We start from the raw sequence: 18,344 nt of genomic DNA, 5'->3' as shown, positions 1-18,344 counted from the left end.
TACAATTTCTCTCATCCATACAAAACTGTAAGCGTTGTGTAATTGTGAGAGTTGGCGGTAGATGTCCCTAAGCAAGGGCGTAGGAAGGAGATATGAAGCAATGACATAGGGTTTATCTATAACGATTTTCAGGAGGATATGCATGAAGAAGAAGATTAGTAGCAAATTGGAAAAATGGTCTGTAAAGCTATTGGTAATGGCATTATTAAGTATAGTATGGATTGGATTTTATGATTTTATTCCTGTTGAAGCAGATAGTGCTGTTGGAAGTCCTAAATTAGCTGTCTTGGTGGACGGAAGAAAGGTAAGGTTTCAAGGCGGAGAGCCTGTCTCTGAAAATGGCCGGGTGCAAGTACCACTCAGAGGTATTGGTGAAGCTTTAAAGGCTGAAATCGGTTTTAGTGGTAAAACAGTTACTTATAGGAAAGATGGAAAATTGATTGCCCTTACCTTAGGGAGTAAAGAGGCGGTTGTAAACGGTAAAAATGTCACTATGGATACGGCTGCTAAAGCTGTTAAAGGGCGCACTTATGTACCATTAAGATTTGTAAGCGAGAATCTTGGAGTTCCTGTAAATTGGGATGGAGTCGGTAATTGGGTTTGGATCGGTTCAAAGTACGTTCCAGATATAACAGAAGTAGAAAGTGTGAAAAAATTAAGTCTTAATAATAACTTTATCAATATGTTTGGAACAAAATTACACTTGTTAGATGGGAAAAAGGATGTTCGAATTTTCACCATTGATGATCTGCCATTAAGAATAGATCATTTTATTGTTTACGATATATGGCCTGTCATGTTCGGTGACTATCAATCAATAAGAATTCGATTTAGTGCAGGACTTGGACCAATCTACTATTTACAACAAGGAGAACTTCCTCGTTATCGGAATTCTGCGGATCCGATTAAACAATCAGATAAAACGATTATCCGAACTTACAAGACTACAAGCGAATATGATCAAATTGTTAATAATGATGTGCAATATATGCAATTCAAACTAAATAAAGCTGAATATATTGGCTTCCAGATGGGGACGGAATCATTAACTTTGCTGCAGAATCCATTTAAGTGAATGGTAACAAAATGAAAAAAAAGAGGATTCTTTATATACTAATAATTATGTTGTCTATATACGTTCTCATAATTCAAAGTGTATATGCTGCCCTGCCTACAACACCAAAGCCAAGTAATCGTAATATACATTATTTTGTTGGAATGTTTACTTACGAGATCTGGCGTTACTCAGACGGGCAAAGTTGGACGCCGGAAGGATACGAGAATCAACCAAATAAATCTATGGATTTTCCGTATTCATTCGATATTCCTAACCGTAAGATAAAAAGTGTGTCAGTAGAAAAATTCAACCCTGATATGACGGATCCAGATGGTAGAGATTTATATTTTCGTTCTCGTTATCAACAAGAAACATGGGATCAGAGGATCCCAAACGTCAGTAAAAAATATACTCCTACTATTAGAGGAAATATTCAAGGACTAGGAACGGAAAGCGTATCTTTTAATGTACATGTCATAGGAGATTTAAGAGCAGATGATCCTCTCGAGACAACTAAAGAAGATCAAAATGTGAATGTCAAAGGACTCCGTTATTACTTTCCGATACTTTTTACAATTGAACTAGAACCCGAAGTTGGTAACGCAATTATAAAACATTACACGACTACTGGTCGTTCTCTGAACGGCACCCCGGGTTTTACTGATCGTGAAGAAGTATTAGAAAAAAACGTTCCATACTCTTTTACTCATACCCTTGGGAATGCAGACTACAAATATATTGGACATAAGAAAAGCACTGTCTCTGCCCCAAGTGGTGGATCAATAACACCTGGTGACCCTGGCCGGTTTACTTATGATGGCTCATTTCCGACATATTACCTGTTTTTTTACTATGAGACCGATACACCGCCTCCTCCCGACCCTGACCCACCTGAGGTATCCTGTACGAGACCTTCTCCAGGGACGAAAATGAATGGTCGTTACATGGATCCAGTGGTTACAGCTAAGATTCTTGCCGATCAGCGGGGAAGTGAACTTTTTGATGTTTTGCAAGGAATACCGACGTCTGAAAGTCTATATGGTAATATCTTGGCTCGTAATTACCTTTATCAGAATACATTTGTAAACATGACAGGTGTCTGTTCCTTTAAAGTCAACGTTGAGAAAACATGGACGTTGCATTGGGATCCAGGAAAACCAGGTCCAAATGACCCGAGTGGAAATCCTACAACGGTACCTGATCCACAACAAGCTGAAGAGAAAGTCACCGAACGATATACAGTGGAACGGCCATATTCTTATTGGGTGATTGATAACCTTGAGGTTTATAAAATCGATCAGGGGATTCTAAAGAATTACGCACTACCAGGTGAACAGATTACAATTTATCCACAAGGGTATCAACCACCCCAGTTTACAACTAGTGCATCTGGAATGTTTTATCCTCCATCCCCACCTAATCCCATTGTAGCCCCATCAGATTCTTACGGAGGAAATTCATATAAAACAAAGCCCTCACCGCCAAATGAAAATCTGCAAAGTGTAGCTGAGGATGCTGTGGAAAAAGTTGAGGTCACTAATGACTCTTTGGTTTTTAACGGATTTATCATAATGAATTCGAATCGAACATCGGAAAAAGGGCCTACTCCGGGCAGTATCCCAGCTCCTACACATATTAGTGACAATGTGCTGTACAAGCCCAATAATGTGATCAGCAAGGATAAGGTTAACAGAGCTAATACAACGAGTGCAGGTACAATCCATTATGGTTTATTACCAGGGAATATTAACGGTGGGAGCAATAAGGAGTTTCTAATTCATTCCATAAACACCGTCACGGTCCACACCCCGGTCGTCAACTATTCCTCCGTAACGGATGATCAGGCCCACAACCAGAAGACGACCCCCAATCCGAATCGGTCCGCCTTCATCTTGGATCGGCCGTTTACGGTACGCATCCCTACCTCAGGCCAGCATCGGAACATTCAGGGATACGGAAACCGGGACTATGCGAAGTATGTAAGATCGAAGCAGGTTTATTTTCCGTTCGATGTGTACAGCAGCGACAAGCGCACCTTCTATCCAAAAGACACCTGGATCACGATCCCGACGGCACAGCTGGACACGGAGTTTTTTCTGCCGGTGTGGGTAGACGAGGGCGATTACCAGGTGTACTTCCGTACGATTGCGGAGAACGCGCCGCCCGACTATACGACGCAGCCCGATGCCAACACGAATTTATCCCACCATGTGGCTACGGATATAGAACCTGTGGAAGTGATCGGGCGCGTGTATGATTTTCATATCACGGATATTGCCGATTATAACTGGGAGACGGTCTTCCGCAAACAAAAAGGGAATGCGTCACCAAGCGGGGCGTCCTATTGGACAGGACTCCGCGGCATTGACGGCGAGGCCCGGGGGAACGCGCTGCCTTATACGCTTCCCATCGCTCCGGGCAAGCATCCGGCACAGGGGTATAAGAATGCGGCCGTGAAGACAGGATACCACTTCAAATTCGATTTGAAGACTAAGGGCAATATGTTCGGGGCGCAGGACGGCATTTCGGTTACGCCGAGCTTTTATTTCGTGAATAAAGACGGCAGCGGACGTCAGCCTGTCGATCTGTATTACCACAGTGGAAACCGGAAGTTCATTCGAATCGGTTCCCCGCAGGATACGGAGAAGCGTTACGTCATTCTGAATGAAAGGCTGCGCAATGTACCCCAAGTGGAACTGCAGGATACCGCTTCGTATCTATACAACCACGGTGGGGCACCGGCGGGAATGTCCCCGGCGGCCTACGCGAAGCAGTATATGGAGAAGATCAGCAAGAGCAAGACCTGGGTAGGCCGGCTCGACTGGATGCTGCTGCCATCCGGCATTCGAACATTGATTGGGCCAAAGTCGGGGCTGCCAACCTCCGTTGACGGAGAGCGGGCCAACGCCGCTGTTCAGCGCTGGTACGGTGAATACAGCCTTCCCGCCGACGTCTACGTGGTGAAGAAAGGAACGGATCTGGCGGCTTATGGGCGGAGTAACCGATTGGACGAGAAGTCCTCTGTATTTCTGAAGAAGGGGTATATCGTGGTCAATTTCAACATCGAGACGATCCGGGAGGGCAATACGGCCAAGCCCCATCTGCAATACATTCATGCACCGCTCATGAATCAGTGGCAGCTTGAAGGGTACAGCCGAACCTATACCGATCCGTATGGCAAAAGATTTACCCTGCTGGATGGGGATGTCGTATTTTACCATGCGGATCAATCCAGTAAAGGGGATTTCAACTCCCAGGTTCCCCATTAAAATCGTCATGAACCAGCCTCTCCCGTTCTCAGGGAGAGGCTGGTTTTTTCCATTCAATAATGCGGCCAGACCCCGTTATCATAAAGATACCGGGCAAAAGCCATCGGATTGTAGTATGAGTATTTCCAAACTTCCTCCATTCCGGCTTCCCGAAATCCATAACGTTGGTCGCAGCCATTGCATTCAATGAAATAGATCTTTCCATTCTCGGTAATGCCGACATCCATTCCAAAATCAGCTGCGTACGGAATATACAAGGACAGCGTCTTGGCGACATGGAGGGAAAACTCAGCGATTCGTTCGATGGTAAGTCCTACAGGCAAGTCAGGCATGCAGCGGGCGAGTATGTCCGGGACCCGATAGGCTGAGCCGCCTTGAGCAATGTTGGAGACAAACGTTCGTGGAGCCGATGTTTTGGCGAACATGCCGGCGACTTCCCAGCGCCCGCTTCCCCCGCGCTGAACGGTAACTCGGATATCAAAGGGGCGGTCATCATATTCGGCAAGCGGTATGCGCTGCTGTACAACGAATGGAGCTTGCCTAATCCGCTGATAGATCAGAGGATGGAGCTTTCCAGGCGGCAAGGTAACCGTTCTCCAACCTTTGGCCGATGGGGATGAGCGGGAGTAAGTGAATTGACTGCGTAAAGAGTTACCTTTTAAGCGCATGATACCAACCCCGATGCTTCCATTGCATGGTTTTAGAACGAGATCCCCGTGCTGGCTCAGCATGGAGCGAATCGAGGCAGGGGTAGCTTCTACCGTATGAGGCAGGGATGGTAATATCCCCTGGTCCTGTTCCAGCATATGATGTATAACGTTTTTACCGTAACGCGTACGCCCGTTATAAACGAATACCCCGCGCTTGATCAGTTGATCAATCAGTGCCTGCTCCTGTTTTTTATGATAAATAGCCCGCATATGAATAACGCGTGGGATGGGAATATGCACTTGCGAATATCCAGCTGGAGCCGGAACAAAACCAGTCACCTTTCCAGTCTCTAGTGAAATATGATGGATTGCAAAAAAACAAGGAACCAACCCATTCATGGCAGCAGCTTCTTCGTAGTTGGCCAGTGATTCAGTGCCGATTCTCCCGCTGGAAATTCTGCGATACGTATTGTTGTTGAGCAGAATGCCGACATATTCCAGATGCATGGTCACCCTCCTTGTCACCATAATCCTGTAGTCTTTGTACCATATCGTATGCGTGAGGATGATTGTCCCGGATGGACGGGTGTCGCCCGTGGTTGGCCTATTCTTTGTCGGGAATTAGTCACCAACAGGCCCTGATTCGGTATATGTTAAGGTATCTAACCATACAAATGAACAGGTATGCGCATTTTGGATATGGCAACGAAACACTACGTGTCAAGGGGGAACCTTTGATATATCAGTAGGTGTTTTTCATATAGATAAGATGTGAGAAGGATGTGGAGTTATGGGTTTGCGGAAGGTGGCGGTTGTGACGCCGGGATCGTTTGTTATTCCATCGGGGAGGAGCAGCTCCGTCGAGCGGGTAGTAGAGCAGACCATTCCATTAGCGCAGGGTGCCATGGATGTGCGCATATTCGGAGTACTGGGAAAAGGGCTCCCTTCAAAAGACACGATCAACGGCGTTCCGTGCTACCGCCTGCCATCTGGAACGAATTATTATCCTTCCTTGCTGCGGAGGCTTCAGAAGTGGAGACCGGATATTATCGAAGTTCACAATCGGCCGCTGCTGGCGCAGCGCCTCAAAATGCATCTGCCGGATGTGAAAATCGTATTGAATCTTCACTCCAATACATTTATTTCACCTCCGTATATGAGCGAGCAGCGTTTTGGGGCCATTGCTCGCTGGATGGACGGCATTGTGGTGAACAGCCGTTTCCTGCTGGAGGATATCACTTCAAAACATGCTGGGCTTCTGGAGAAGATCACGATTAATCATCTTGGTGTGAGTCTTGATCATTTTACTCCTGCTTTCAGTCCTGCTGCCAAGGCACTAAGAGAGGCAAAGCTTGCTCATTACGGATGGAGCGGACGGCGAATCATTCTGTTTGCGGGACGGCTCATCCCTGACAAAGGGGTTCACCATCTGATTGCCGCATTGCCTCATATCATTGACAAGCATCCGGATGTTCTTTTGCTTATTATCGGGAGTGCAGCCTACGGATCCGATCGGGAAACCGCATATGTACGGGAACTGAAAAGAACGGCCGGACCTTATACCCAATGGGTATTTTTCCGCCCCTTTATCCCTTATCCCGCAATTGCAGACTGGTACTCGCTTGCCGATATTGTGGTTGTTCCCTCAGCGCCGAGGGAAGCCTTTGGGCTCGTGAACGTGGAAGCCATGGCTGCAGGAGTTCCCGTCATCGCTGCGAATGCAGGCGGTATCCCGGAGATCGTGGAGAACGGCGTGACGGGCTACCTGGTTCAAAGGGATGATTTTCCTGGCGGGCTTGCCGAACGGATTAACGGATTGCTTCAGGACGAGAATCTGCGTACCCGAATCGGGATGGCTGGTCGTGAAACGGTGCGTCAGCGTTTCAGATGGGATCATACGGCAGAACGATGGGCTAACCTGATGCAAACCATCTAACCGACTGTGGCAGTAGCCCCTTCTCTTGAATAGGATGAAGGTAACGATTAGAAGCAGAGGAGAGAGCTGACAGTGAACAAAGCCAGAAGGATCACCAGGATAAGAAGGGGAAGGCCCTTTCGGCGGTACGATGGCTTTAATAAGAAGATAGCCATCAGAGGAACTTCCGGCAAGTGGTCAGATTTAGAGAATGATGTGATGGATCACGCGTTGGCTGATGATGTAATCAGTGCTTCCCATCTGCAGCATCGCAGCGTAAGAAGTGAAGCGATTGAGGATTATGCCGTACACAGTATTCATCTGTCATCCGAATCCATTATTTCTTCCAAACTGGCACTCGAATCGGTTCAACCGAGTCATCTTTCCTTTAATCCGGTTCAAGGGATTCCTGATATGCCTTTACTTCAGCAGTTTGGATATTTCCCCTTCATCTTTTCTGATGAACAAGAAACGATCGAAATTACAATACCGCTTCAGACCTCCTATCAAGATGAACATTATGTAGTGGTGGCATCGTGCAGTGATCCGGTGTTTCAAGCTGGCATTCGAAAACGGCAGCATGCGGAGGTGGCCATCGGAATTACGCGGCCGGCAGGCACCGTGATCTCGGAAGGCTGGCTGTACTGGATCTCAATAGGCCGGATGGCGACATAATGGAGGAGAAGGATGGGGGAAGCGAGATTCCACCCATCCTTTTTGTAACCAGGGGGATCCCATTCGTCAACATGATGAAGATGCCGTTCCGGAAGAGCCTTAGTGCGATCATCCGCAGGAGTGAATACTAAGGAGTTCTCCGAATGACGCTCATTTACGAACATGTTACTCCAATCAAGTGTTGTTTACATATGGAAGATGATCATACGTTTAGAGAATGGAATGGTCCCTGTGGATGCCGTCACGAAGCGAGAAAGTCAACATACAATAGAAATGAATTGCCAAATGATTATTCGGTCCTCACGCAGTGATGAGAAACGGGAGGCGGAATGTATATGAAGGACTTTTTACGATGAAGAGACGCGGCACTCGCTTACGGACATCTTTATCGGCGACTCTTCCCAAAGCTGATCCGGTTGAAGGACGGAAGGATGGATTTATCGTTGGCTATTCTTATGGCGTTCAACACGGACAAATAAACGGAGCATCCTCATTTGAGGGCATCAGCATCATCATCCCCATTCATGATCCAAACGAAGATGCCATTGGCAAGATTAGAAGAATCGAAGCCTTAACGCCGCATCCATATGAGCTGCTCATAGCGGATGCCGGCTCCTCAGAAGGAACCAGGCAATATGTGCGCGGCCGGATCGGAGCGGTACGACACATTACGGGGAGAAGTGGTCAAGGCATAGCGGTTGTTCTTAATAAGGCACTTCGTGCTTCACACGGGAAGAAGTTAGTTATTCTATATGGCTGTACACCTGTTATGGATAACTGGATCGGCGGTCTGATGGATGAGCTGGAACATGCACCCGCTATCAAAACGGTTTGCGTTAGTTTTGCACAGTCAGGAACCCCCGTACTTCCCGGGAACGAAGCGGATATCCATAACCGGTTAAATGCGTGCTGTGCTCTGTTCCGCCCCGAGCTGTTAACGGAGGTTGGAGGACTAGATGAGGGGCTTCCATCATTACAGGAAAGCATAAGCGAATGGTTAGGGCGAGTTCCGCAGCAATATAGAACGATGCTGCCAGCTAAGGATCTATTCACCTGATTCGAAAGACGGCATTATTCATGGCACCAGGAAGCTTGTCGAAGCATATGTTGAAAAATATGATGAGCGAAGGAGAGTTATGTCGTGGAGAAAAAAATTGATGACATGGTCGAATACCTATCGCAGTCCCAGCAGCAAATAGCGCGCATTCTAGAAGCTCAGCGTCATGCAGCAGTCCGCATGGCTCAAATTATACATTCCTTACCGAATCATGAAATCCAAGCCTCCGAAGAACCGAATTCACGAGGAGGATCATCATTAGGGGGACAATTATTAGGAGGCCGGTCGTCAGGATCCCAGGTGGAACAAGTCAATGGCAGCATTGCTGCTTATTTGAACGCCATGGCCGACCTGCAACAAACATCGGCAGACAGTTTGGAAATCGTAATGAAAGAGCTTAGAGCGAACGAGCAAGGCGAAGAATAATGGGATCCGACTTCGTTGGTTAAGGGGGAATGTATGTGAGTAAAGAGGAATCGTTCATGCGGATTCTCGATGCATCCGTGACTATTCAATATAATACCTATCTCATTCTTCAAGGGAAAGCGGTAGAAGCCGAAAAGGTTTGTCAATGGGTCTTGACTCAATATCCTCGTTCCAAGGGAGAGTTGAAGGATTCGTTATCCATTCACGAGCAAATTGTCGAGCAAATCGAGGGCTTGACGAAAATAGGCTCCGGTCTGTGCCGGAATCTGCGGATTATTCTCGGAACGGACGCTGAACAAGATGATGCCATGGGATTTGATGCATTCGATTTCGGAGATACGGACTCATGATCGCGCGCATACAACGGGAACACGAGGCCAAGATTGCTATGGTATCATCCATTGCTAGAAGTCAGCAAGCGCTGGCAAGTATTTTGGAAAGTATCGCAGAGGTTACGGCACATTCTGAAACAACCGCGCGCACGCTTGCGGAGAATATTCGGCTGCTTGTCGGCTATCAATCCGTGATGGCTGAAATGTTGACAGGCATTCCGTTAAATCGGTACAAATTAGGCAGTCCGGCATCGCCCTGGATAACATCCGAGTGCCAGCTATTTTACAATGAGGCCGGGTTAGAAGCTACGAATTGACCCTTGCAGGAGGATTCGGCATGAACACGGCATTAACGGTTAGGAATCATCGTAAGGCTTCACCCATGGCACGGAAGAAGTCATTCGCAAAAGGGCTGAGAAGCCTGAAGTCATCAGGTATTAAACGCCGCCATGGCAAGCCAATCAAGCGCCATCGAGCCGGTGGCCGATACAGCTCCAGGTCTGAGGCCGGCAGATCCCGGCCTTTATCCCATCAAATCCATGACAAAGGGTATGATCATTCCTACATGGAAGATTTTAAAGCCGGATTTGCGAAAGGTTATGAAGATGGGAATATTGTCGCTACAGCTCCATGATTACAGATAGGGCGATCTTCGCGTGCATAATCACACATATTGCTAAGAGGACCGCTCTTTGTTATTCACTTTTATAATCTTTCAAACAATATAGATCGTGATACTTTCTGTTGGTAGGCGTATGAAAGTGACAAGTATCTATTTTCGACATAGTATGGTTAAAAATGAAAATGGAGTGAGGGCAAGTGGGTCAAACGCATAACATAGACAAGCGATACATTCGAAGAACATGGCGTAAGATGGGATTTGCCGAATCATTCAAACCATATTTTGGCAAGAGAGTAACGCTTAATCATCGGAAAATGGAATGCCTAAAAGATTCATACAAAAGCAGCATATGGAAGCTGGAAATCGAACATGAACAAAAGCGCTTTCCCATCATTCTTAAAATTTCGAAACCGCTCAAAAGAGACCGACCGGAAAGCACGGTCGAGAAAAATATATACCGTAAAGCAAAAAAAGTACTTCAGCCGTTCATGCCACAAGTTTATAAGTGCAAAAGAAATGTGAATGGACGAGAGTTATGGGTGTTCATGGAATATGTTGAACCTCTTGAAGGGCGGGTGCGGTATAATCCGGATCACTTTGACAAAATCATTCCGACATTGGCGAAGCTTCACTCGTCTACGATGAATGAACGCTTTAAACAACATGAGCGACTATTCGATGATTGGCTGCCTCAATTTAACTCTTTTGTTATGAGAGAAGAAAGAAAAAACATAAATAAGTTAACCTTGTTTTATTTAGATGAAGCGATGAAAAACAACAATCTGAAAGAAATGATTAATCCATATTACTCACTCGTGAAGGACCTGCTGCAGATAGGGCCAGAGTATTTCCCGGAGGTAACTCATGAAGGCTGCAGCATTATCCACGGAGATCTTCACACTGCAAACATAGCGACCAACAATGTTAAGGACAAGTCGTGGAACATCAAGTTTATCGATTGGGAAGGCGCAAAATATGCCCCGTGCTGGTTTGATCTCGTCAATTTGATCGGAGTTTTCTTGGCATACCGCCGAGATTGGGCAGACCAGGAAGAGGCTATAACTCGCCGTTGCATTCAATTATATTCAAATGAGATGAGAAAGCACGGAGTTATCTTTAAAACGGATCCTTTAAAACTGTATCAGATGGCATTTCTAAAACGAGTACTCGAGAAGGGGCTGTATCTGCAGCTGAATTGGGCTGTTACCGGAAAAAAAGAGGCGAAGCTGCTGCCAGTGTATTTAGAAAAAATTAAAGTTTTAGGAAAAAAGTTGGAGCTTTATTAGTGTCAGGAGCGTTCGCTCATCGGGTGTTTTCGCTAATCTTCATGTGCCTGCTCAGATGCCGTTACAAAAGCATTTGCAGTTCATATACTGTTTATAGTCAAGCGTAATTATCTCAAACCATAGGAGGAGAAATGTTGAGTAAAGGACTTCATGTTGGGGTATTCCTCGGTCAAAATCTACCTTCGTATCAGGCCCATAGCATTAATGTGATGAAAATGGCACAGGGGTTTAAAAATATGGGCTGCAAAGTGGAAGTCATCACAGCGGACAGTGAGAATGTCACCAAGTTCAAATTAAATATGGACAATATATATTCGCATTATGGCGTAGATCGTGATTTAAAAATTAAGTATCTTTCTCCTTCTCCTGAAGCTTATAAGAGCGGCAAAACACGCAATGATCCAACATTCGTGCAGAGAGCTTATAAACATGCAAAGCGGATGAAGTACGATTTCGTCTATTGCCGCAATCTGATTATTCCTTATTATACGGCGAGAGAAGGAATCCCCACCTTCGTAGAATCACACGACTGGAAGTACGATCTGCCCAAACTGCAACAGTTATACAAAATCGCCCATCTCAAAGCATTCAAAGGGATGGTTACCATTCATAAAGAAATTAAAAAAGAACATCTGAAGAGGGGGTTCCCAGCAGATAAAATATTTGTTATGGAGGATGGTACGGACTTAAAAAACTTCGACATTTCTAATAATCAATTGAAATGGAGAAAGGAATTGGGATTCGATTCGAATAAGCAATATGCGGTATATTGCGGAAATCTTTACCCTGATCGAGGGATTGATCAGATCTTAAAGGCAGCTGAGAGAATGCAGCATATGAAGAATTTGGTCTTCTTACTTGTTGGCGGGTACGAACGGGATCGTCTACACTGGGAGAAATATTGTGAGGAAAGAAAAATCAGGAACGTGCAGTTCACGGGGTTTGTCTCCAATATTCATGTCCCGAAGTACTTGAAGGTAGCTGATTGTCTGCTTCTGCCTTACTCTCTAGAGGATGTGCGATATCGCATCGCTTCACCGTTAAAACTATTTGATTACATGGCGTCCCGAAGACCCATCGTGGCGACTGATATTCCGGCTGTCAGTAGAATTCTAAAGCATCAGCACGATGCTCTGCTTGTTAAGAGAGATGATATATCAGGCTTCTGCAATCATATCCGACGTTTATTATCGGACAAGGAACTGGGCGTGCAGTTATCCAAGCATGCGTTCAGGAAAGTGCAGAAGTATACGTGGGATAATCGCTGCAAAGAAGTCTTGAAAATTTATGAACAAAACCCAAATTAAAATAAAGCAGGGCATATGCCCTGCTTTATATGTGCGACGGACGTCTAAGGGGGAGCCATGAGAGTGGCTCCCCTATCTTATTATTACGGGCTCATGAAGAATTGTTCCCAAACTTTTGCACAATCTGTCTTTCCAACGCTTTAGAACAGACTGACGAACGTTGGCGCCCATCGCTTTTCGTTCTTAAGCAGAAGCGACTTCGCATAAATAAGATCAAATCGGTTGCTATCGCTTAGTGTGACCTGCTCCATAGGCACATTCATCATATCTTTAGCCCTGTGATCGAAAGCCCAGAAAGGGCGTACGCCACCAACAATACGGATCGTACTTTATTTTTACCCAACGTCCGCCCTCCATTCGGAATGGTTATAAGAGACCTGCGTCCTTCGTGAGAATCGTATTCATTCTAGCAATGATGAATGCACGAAATCCTAGCACATTGATGTTCATATGGTGCCGGATTTTGTTGGGGCGGGGGGCCATTTCCTTATCCAGCAAGTTCTTTAATGAATTCGGCAGCACTTTCGAATGTCGGATTTCTTTCTTGAGAAAAGCGATCGTTTCGTTCTGGTTCAGAAGATCTTTGGTTCTTGCTGTAGCGCGGTATTGTGCATAATCGATCCCAGGATTGACGTTATTGGCAATATCCTTATACAATTTCTTGCTTGTTCGCAGGTGGTCGGGTAATTTCCTTGCTTCTAAAATGATTCTTCTAGACAGAAAAGGATTAGCAATTTCTACATGAGAAAGTTTAAGGTCGTTCAGAGCTGCGAGAATCGAAGGAATTCTGTATTGATGGTACAACCGATCACGCCATAAGGGGATCGATTCCGTCTTCTTTCTATTCAAATGAGGCGGTAGCGAATTCGGTGCTATTCCGATTTGATGTAGAGGGTCCGTCAGATTGACAAAGTCAGTGAGAAGCGGCATACCCACCCTGAATCGAACATCTTGTTCGTCTTTGCAGGACACCCAACCAAATCCTTCATCCCCTCTAATGACTCCGGACACACCATGGGCGTGTAGTTTGTTCCAAATATAAAAACCATCCGCATAACCTGAAAAGTGATCAATTCTCCCTTCTCCAATAGAAAGAAAACGGTCGAACAACGTTCTGAGGGACAGATGAGCAGATAAGTCCGTTGGATAATATTGATGCGGACAGCCAATGTAATCGGCGATTTTTTTGGCGATGTAGGCATCTGAATTTTTCTCCTTGATCGAATGTTTCAGCCCCCAAGTAAGGGTGTTGATCTTTTTGGGGTTCGGAAGATGCAACAAGATCGTCCTGCTATCATAGCCTCCGGATAGGGTAAGTACCCACTCTGCATAATCGATCCGCATTAAACTCATAGTGACCTCAATCGCCTTTTTCAGTCGTTCATAATGATCCTGATAACTAAGATTGGATTCTTGGAATCGAACGGTTCTCTGCACCAGTCTTGCTGTCCATGATTCTCTGTTTAATATAAACCTGCTATTCCCCGGTAAGCATTTAATTCTCTTATCCCATGATAATCCTGGCCCCAGAGAACCTGTCGATAATATCCAAGAGTAGACATTTCTGTCAGGATGGTAACTCCCCAAGTAAGCAATAATCATTCGTTGAGAGGTGGATGCGATAAACAAATCTTTGGTGTGTACATACCATATCGTACGTGATCCAACATAATCGGCAATGGCTTCAATTTCATTTGAATTGCCACGAATTAATGCGTAAGTGCCATCGGGGATTTTGCTCCTGGGTTGATGCCACTCTGATGGCGATCCAAGAAGATTGCCCAAGCAGACACTAGATGCTTTGAGCATAATCGTGGGGACTGGATTGAATATTCCGATGATCACGTTATCCTTAGCCGTCACGATGGCAGGGTGGGGGTCAAGGTTATCTGGAGTGAGGTTGTCACAGACGCGCTTGACTCGATCCTTCTCTACCGCCATCGACGATGGGTTTCTTAAACAAACGTATATTATTTTGGACAATCATGGTACCTCCTCAATAGTCGGTGTAATACTTTGATCTCTATATATGTGGGCTGTATTCTCTGACTTATCAAGCGAAGTTCCGAAGAGAGCAAAAAAAGCAAAAGAACGCGGACAAGAGTACTACGCTCCCGACCGCGTTGAAAGATGCATATTACACAACGTTTAGCGACGTATTGATTATAAAGTGAATCACGTTGGTGAGTCGTATGCCTTAGTAGGGCACGTGCGGTTCGATAAAGGGAGCCATTAGAGTGGTTCCCCTATCTTATTATTACGGGTTAGTTTCTGTTCTCTTACTCCTTCTCCATTAGACTCATGAAGAATTGTTCCCAAACTTTTGCACAATCTGTCCATTTCCAACACTTTAGAACAGACTGACGAACGTTGGCGCCCATCGCTTTTCGTTCATCAGGATGGTCAATCATATACTGTACAGCCTTCCGTATGGCTGAACGTCTGCGTTTAACGATAATACCGTTACGATGAGATTTAATTAATTCGGGTACAATTCCAACCTTAGTTGTAATAATCGGAATACCGGAAGAAGCAGCTTCAAGAATCGGCATGGGGATATGCTCCGAACGACTGGAACAGATGAATAGGTCTAAACTCTGATAGAACTCCACCATTTTATCTCGGGGTGCATAGTTATCAAACAGAGAACGAACTTCCAATTGAACAGGTAATCCCTTGAGAGCTGAGATGACCATGTCATATCCTTTGAGCTCTCGATTGTCAATCCGATCAATTCGACCGACCCAGCCAACTTTAAGCAGTTGGGGAGTATGGTTGTTCTTCTTCATTGGGGTAAATAGCTTCTCATTCACACCTACGGGGGTTTTATGAACGGTGCGAATGTGTTGGAATTCATGTATAAATTCTGAAGATGCCGAGTTTACCCCCCGCAACTCTCTGATGAAGGTGATGAATTCGGGTTTGAACTTTTTTTGATCGGTCATGTGTTTTTCGAATATTCGTCTTGAGGTAATCCCTGCAGCTATTTTATTTAAAGGGACACCCAGTTTATGAATTTTGAGGGCGATATCAAGCGACATCGCATAAATAAGATCAAATCGGTTGCTATCGCTTAGTGTGACCTGAGGGAAATATTTTAATTGAAATTGAATTTGCTCCATAGGCACATTCATCATATCTTTAGCCCTGTGATCGAAAGCCCAGAAGGGGCGGTCCGCCACCAACAATACGGATCGTACTTTATTTTTACCCAACGTCCGCCCTCCATTCGTCAATGGTTATAAGAGACTTGCGTCCTTTGTGAGAATCGTATTCATTCTAGCAATGATGAATGCACGAAATCCTAGCACATTGATGTTCATATGGTGCCGGATTTTGTTGGGGTGGGGGGCCATTTCCTTATCCAGCAAGTTCTTTAATGAATTCGGCAGCACTTTCGAATGTCGGATTTCTTTCTTGAGAAAAGCGATCGTTTCGTTCTGGTTCAGAAGATCTTTGGTTCTTGCTGTAGAGCGGTATTGTGCATAATCAATCCCTGGATTGACGGCATTGGCAATATCCTTAAACAATTTCTTGCTTGTTCGCAGGTGGTCGGGTAATTTCCTTGCTTCTAAAATGATTCTTCTAGACAGATAAGGGTTAGCAATTTCTACATGAGACAGTTTAAGGTCATTCAGAGCTGCGTGTATCGAAGGAATTCTGTATTGATGGAACAACCGATCACGCCATAAGGGGATCGATTCCGTCTTCTTTCTATTTAAATGGTGCGGTAGCAAATTCGGTGCTATTCCGATTTGATGCAAACGGTCGGTCAGATTGACAAAGTCAGTGAGAAGCGGCATACCCACCCTGAATCGAACATCTTGTTCGTCTTTGCAGGGCACATAACCAAATCCTCCATCTCCTCTGATGACTCCTGACACCCCTTGGGCGTGTAGTTTGTTCCAAAGATTAAAACCATCCGCATAACCTGAAAAGTGATCAATTCTCCCTTCTCCAATGGAAAGAAAACGGTCGAACAACGTTCTGAGGGACAGATGAGCTGATATGTCTGTCGGATAATATTGATGCGGACAGCCAATGTAATCGGCGATTTTTTTGGCGATATAGGCATCTGAATTTTTCACCTTGATCGAACTTTTCAGCCCCCAAGTAAGGGTATTGATTTTCTTAGGGTTCGGTAGATGCAACAAGATCGTCCTGCTATCCTGTCCTCCGGACAGGAGGAGTGCCCACTGGGCATAATCGATCCGCATCGAATTCATGGTGACCTCTATCGCCTTTTTCAGCCGTTCATAATGATCCTGATAACGAAGATTGGATTCTTGGAATCGAACGGTTCCCTGCTCCAGTCTTGCTGTCCATGATTCTCTGTTTAATATAAACCTGCTATTCCCCGGTAAGCATTTAATTCTCTTATCCCATGATAATCCTGGCCCCAGAGAACCTGTCGATAATATCCAAGAGTAGACATTTCTGTCGGGACGGTAACTACCCAAGTAAGCAATAATCATTCGTTGAGAGGTGGATGCGATAAACAAATCTTTGGTGTGTACATACCATATTGTACGTGATCCAACATAATCGGCAATGGCTTCAATTTCATTTGAATTGCCACGAATTAACGCGTAAGTGCCATCGGGAATTTTGCTCCCGAGTTGATGCCACTCTGATGGCGATCCAAGAAGATTGCCCAAGCAGACACTAGATGCTTTGAGCATAATCGAGGGGACTGGATTGAATATTCCGATGATCACGTTATCATTAGCCGTCACGATGGCAGGGTGGGGATCAAGGTTATCTGGAGTGAGATTGTCACAGACGCGCTTGACCCGATCCTTCTCTACCGCCATCGACGATGGGTTTCTTAAACAAACGTAAATTACTTTGGACAATCCTTGTACCTCCTCAATAGTCGGTGTAATACTTTAAGTTCCATAATAGGATTGTATTCTCGGATCTTTCGGAACAAGGGGTCCGAATAGAAGTCTAGCAATTGATTTCTTAATAGGGGATACGGTGGTGTTTCTACAATTTGCTCCGTGCTTCCCCTTTTTAGATATATGTTGAATTTTTTCTCGTGATCGCCAGTTCGGAAAATACCCAAGTGGAAGCCATGATGCGGTCTATAGGGGTGATCCTCTATTTTCCCGAAACCGAAACCATCCTTCATTAATTGATACAGGAACTCTTCGTTCGTTCCCATCGGTTGAAGCACTTTATTTAAAATTTCTTTTTCTTTTCGGTAATATTTGATCATCGACTGCATGGTCTTATAATATGGTTTCACTCGGAAGAAATGTAATCCTGTTAACCTCTTGGAATTGGGTCTAATTTGGTTGCTGAAAGGCAAGTTGATCTTATCACAATGCGCTAGATGTCCTTCTAATAGTGTGGGTGATTCTTTGACAATTAAAAAATCGACATCGCCAATATACGCATTTTCATAATCCTTGTATTCACTACGAGGAATCAAAAATCTCATCGCTTTCCCGACTTTGGCATCCGTTATATGATGATCGCTAAAATAATGTTCCTTTATTTCAAAATGGTCGGACAAATTTCTTCTAATGAGGTGAAGACACTTATTTTCATTGCGGGAGAGAGGTTTATTGGTAAATACTTTCACATAATACTCGGGGTAACTCTTGAGTACGCTATATACATAATAAGGTATGAATCTTGTGTAGCTCCCAAATACGAATACGGAGACGCAGAGCGGTTTTTTCAAAGCTGAACCTCCTATTCACATCGTTTATACATTTAATGCTGCTCATGATGAAATGG

16 protein-coding genes are annotated in these 18,344 nt (G+C 44.9%); 11 read left to right on the top strand and 5 right to left on the bottom strand.

Translation table 11 applies throughout. From position 1 onward, the window contains the following. Positions 1-142: 142 nt before the first annotated feature. Both RB297_RS13010 and RB297_RS13005 read left to right on the top strand, forming a co-directional pair. Complete coding sequence (locus RB297_RS13010; RefSeq protein WP_375120651.1) at positions 143-1,075, top strand: copper amine oxidase N-terminal domain-containing protein; 933 nt, start codon at positions 143-145, stop codon at positions 1,073-1,075. An 11-nt stretch (positions 1,076-1,086) separates the two neighbouring features. Then, complete coding sequence (locus RB297_RS13005) at positions 1,087-4,326, top strand: DUF5704 domain-containing protein (protein WP_375120913.1); 3,240 nt, start codon at positions 1,087-1,089, stop codon at positions 4,324-4,326. A gap of 53 nt (positions 4,327-4,379) precedes the next feature. Here RB297_RS13005 and RB297_RS13000 read toward each other — a convergent pair whose 3' ends face one another. Continuing rightward, positions 4,380-5,483 carry a YheC/YheD family endospore coat-associated protein gene (locus RB297_RS13000; protein WP_375120650.1) on the bottom strand — a complete coding sequence of 368 codons (1,104 nt, stop codon included), beginning with the start codon at positions 5,481-5,483 and terminating at the stop codon, positions 4,380-4,382. A gap of 283 nt (positions 5,484-5,766) precedes the next feature. Between RB297_RS13000 and RB297_RS12995 the strand changes: the two genes are divergently transcribed. The 9 genes from RB297_RS12995 to RB297_RS12955 all read left to right on the top strand — a co-directional run bounded on the left by RB297_RS12995 (position 5,767) and on the right by RB297_RS12955 (position 12,596). Continuing rightward, positions 5,767-6,912: a glycosyltransferase family 4 protein gene (locus tag RB297_RS12995; RefSeq protein ID WP_375120649.1), complete on the top strand. Its 1,146-nt coding sequence runs from the start codon at positions 5,767-5,769 to the stop codon at positions 6,910-6,912. A gap of 72 nt (positions 6,913-6,984) precedes the next feature. After that, a complete protein-coding gene (locus RB297_RS12990) occupies positions 6,985-7,566 on the top strand; it encodes a WIAG-tail domain (RefSeq protein ID WP_096775326.1) in 582 nt (193 codons plus the stop codon). 352 nt (positions 7,567-7,918) lie between these two features. Next, positions 7,919-8,623: a glycosyltransferase family 2 protein gene (locus RB297_RS12985; RefSeq protein WP_375120648.1), complete on the top strand. Its 705-nt coding sequence runs from the start codon at positions 7,919-7,921 to the stop codon at positions 8,621-8,623. Positions 8,624-8,707: 84 nt separating this feature from the next. After that, on the top strand, positions 8,708-9,049 hold the full coding sequence (locus RB297_RS12980) for a nucleoside-diphosphate sugar epimerase (RefSeq protein ID WP_096775328.1): 342 nt from the start codon (positions 8,708-8,710) through the stop codon (positions 9,047-9,049). 35 nt (positions 9,050-9,084) lie between these two features. Beyond that, on the top strand, positions 9,085-9,399 hold the full coding sequence (locus tag RB297_RS12975) for an alpha-helical endospore appendage domain-containing protein (RefSeq protein WP_009591657.1): 315 nt from the start codon (positions 9,085-9,087) through the stop codon (positions 9,397-9,399). Continuing rightward, positions 9,396-9,698, top strand: a complete 303-nt coding sequence (locus tag RB297_RS12970) for a hypothetical protein (RefSeq protein WP_015733940.1) — start codon at positions 9,396-9,398, stop codon at positions 9,696-9,698. Before RB297_RS12975 ends, RB297_RS12970 begins: the two co-directional genes overlap by 4 nt. Before the next feature lie 20 nt (positions 9,699-9,718). Further along, positions 9,719-10,015 (top strand): hypothetical protein, encoded by a 297-nt coding sequence (locus RB297_RS12965; RefSeq protein ID WP_096775329.1) that lies wholly within the window; start codon positions 9,719-9,721, stop codon positions 10,013-10,015. A 185-nt stretch (positions 10,016-10,200) separates the two neighbouring features. After that, positions 10,201-11,289, top strand: coding sequence for an aminoglycoside phosphotransferase family protein (locus RB297_RS12960; protein WP_255250580.1), 1,089 nt, complete (start codon positions 10,201-10,203; stop codon positions 11,287-11,289). 131 nt (positions 11,290-11,420) lie between these two features. Next, the gene (locus RB297_RS12955; RefSeq protein WP_096775330.1) at positions 11,421-12,596 is read left to right on the top strand and encodes a glycosyltransferase family 4 protein; all 1,176 of its coding nucleotides are present in this window, start codon (positions 11,421-11,423) and stop codon (positions 12,594-12,596) included. A 366-nt stretch (positions 12,597-12,962) separates the two neighbouring features. Here the strand turns inward: RB297_RS12955 and RB297_RS12950 are convergent, their stop codons facing one another. The 4 genes from RB297_RS12950 to RB297_RS12935 form a co-directional block, all read right to left on the bottom strand. Continuing rightward, the gene (locus RB297_RS12950) at positions 12,963-14,579 is read right to left on the bottom strand and encodes an asparagine synthetase B family protein (protein ID WP_375120647.1); all 1,617 of its coding nucleotides are present in this window, start codon (positions 14,577-14,579) and stop codon (positions 12,963-12,965) included. Positions 14,580-14,875: 296 nt separating this feature from the next. Continuing rightward, on the bottom strand, positions 14,876-15,811 hold the full coding sequence (locus RB297_RS12945) for a glycosyltransferase family 4 protein (RefSeq protein WP_375120646.1): 936 nt from the start codon (positions 15,809-15,811) through the stop codon (positions 14,876-14,878). A 24-nt stretch (positions 15,812-15,835) separates the two neighbouring features. Then, positions 15,836-17,452, bottom strand: a complete 1,617-nt coding sequence (locus RB297_RS12940) for a hypothetical protein (RefSeq protein WP_375120645.1) — start codon at positions 17,450-17,452, stop codon at positions 15,836-15,838. After that, positions 17,440-18,288 (bottom strand): hypothetical protein, encoded by an 849-nt coding sequence (locus tag RB297_RS12935; protein ID WP_096775332.1) that lies wholly within the window; start codon positions 18,286-18,288, stop codon positions 17,440-17,442. Before RB297_RS12935 ends, RB297_RS12940 begins: the two co-directional genes overlap by 13 nt. Positions 18,289-18,344 lie beyond the last annotated feature (56 nt).

The organism is Paenibacillus sp. CR_12 (assembly GCF_041953985.1).
Classification (GTDB): domain Bacteria; phylum Bacillota; class Bacilli; order Paenibacillales; family Paenibacillaceae; genus Paenibacillus_AQ; species Paenibacillus_AQ lautus_A.
This window is presented reverse-complemented; position numbering and strand designations above follow the sequence as displayed.

What these genes read in the sequence shown, in the direction of transcription:
- RB297_RS12995 (WP_375120649.1), top strand. Translation starts at nt 5,767, where the DNA reads ATGGGTTTGCGGAAGGTGGCGGTTGTGACGCCGGGATCGTTTGTTATT.
- RB297_RS12955 (WP_096775330.1), top strand. Translation starts at nt 11,421, where the DNA reads ATGTTGAGTAAAGGACTTCATGTTGGGGTATTCCTCGGTCAAAATCTA.
- RB297_RS12965 (WP_096775329.1), top strand. Translation starts at nt 9,719, where the DNA reads ATGAACACGGCATTAACGGTTAGGAATCATCGTAAGGCTTCACCCATG.
- RB297_RS13000 (WP_375120650.1), bottom strand. Translation starts at nt 5,483, where the DNA reads ATGCATCTGGAATATGTCGGCATTCTGCTCAACAACAATACGTATCGC.
- RB297_RS12985 (WP_375120648.1), top strand. Translation starts at nt 7,919, where the DNA reads ATGAAGAGACGCGGCACTCGCTTACGGACATCTTTATCGGCGACTCTT.
- RB297_RS13010 (WP_375120651.1), top strand. Translation starts at nt 143, where the DNA reads ATGAAGAAGAAGATTAGTAGCAAATTGGAAAAATGGTCTGTAAAGCTA.
- RB297_RS12970 (WP_015733940.1), top strand. Translation starts at nt 9,396, where the DNA reads ATGATCGCGCGCATACAACGGGAACACGAGGCCAAGATTGCTATGGTA.
- RB297_RS13005 (WP_375120913.1), top strand. Translation starts at nt 1,087, where the DNA reads ATGAAAAAAAAGAGGATTCTTTATATACTAATAATTATGTTGTCTATA.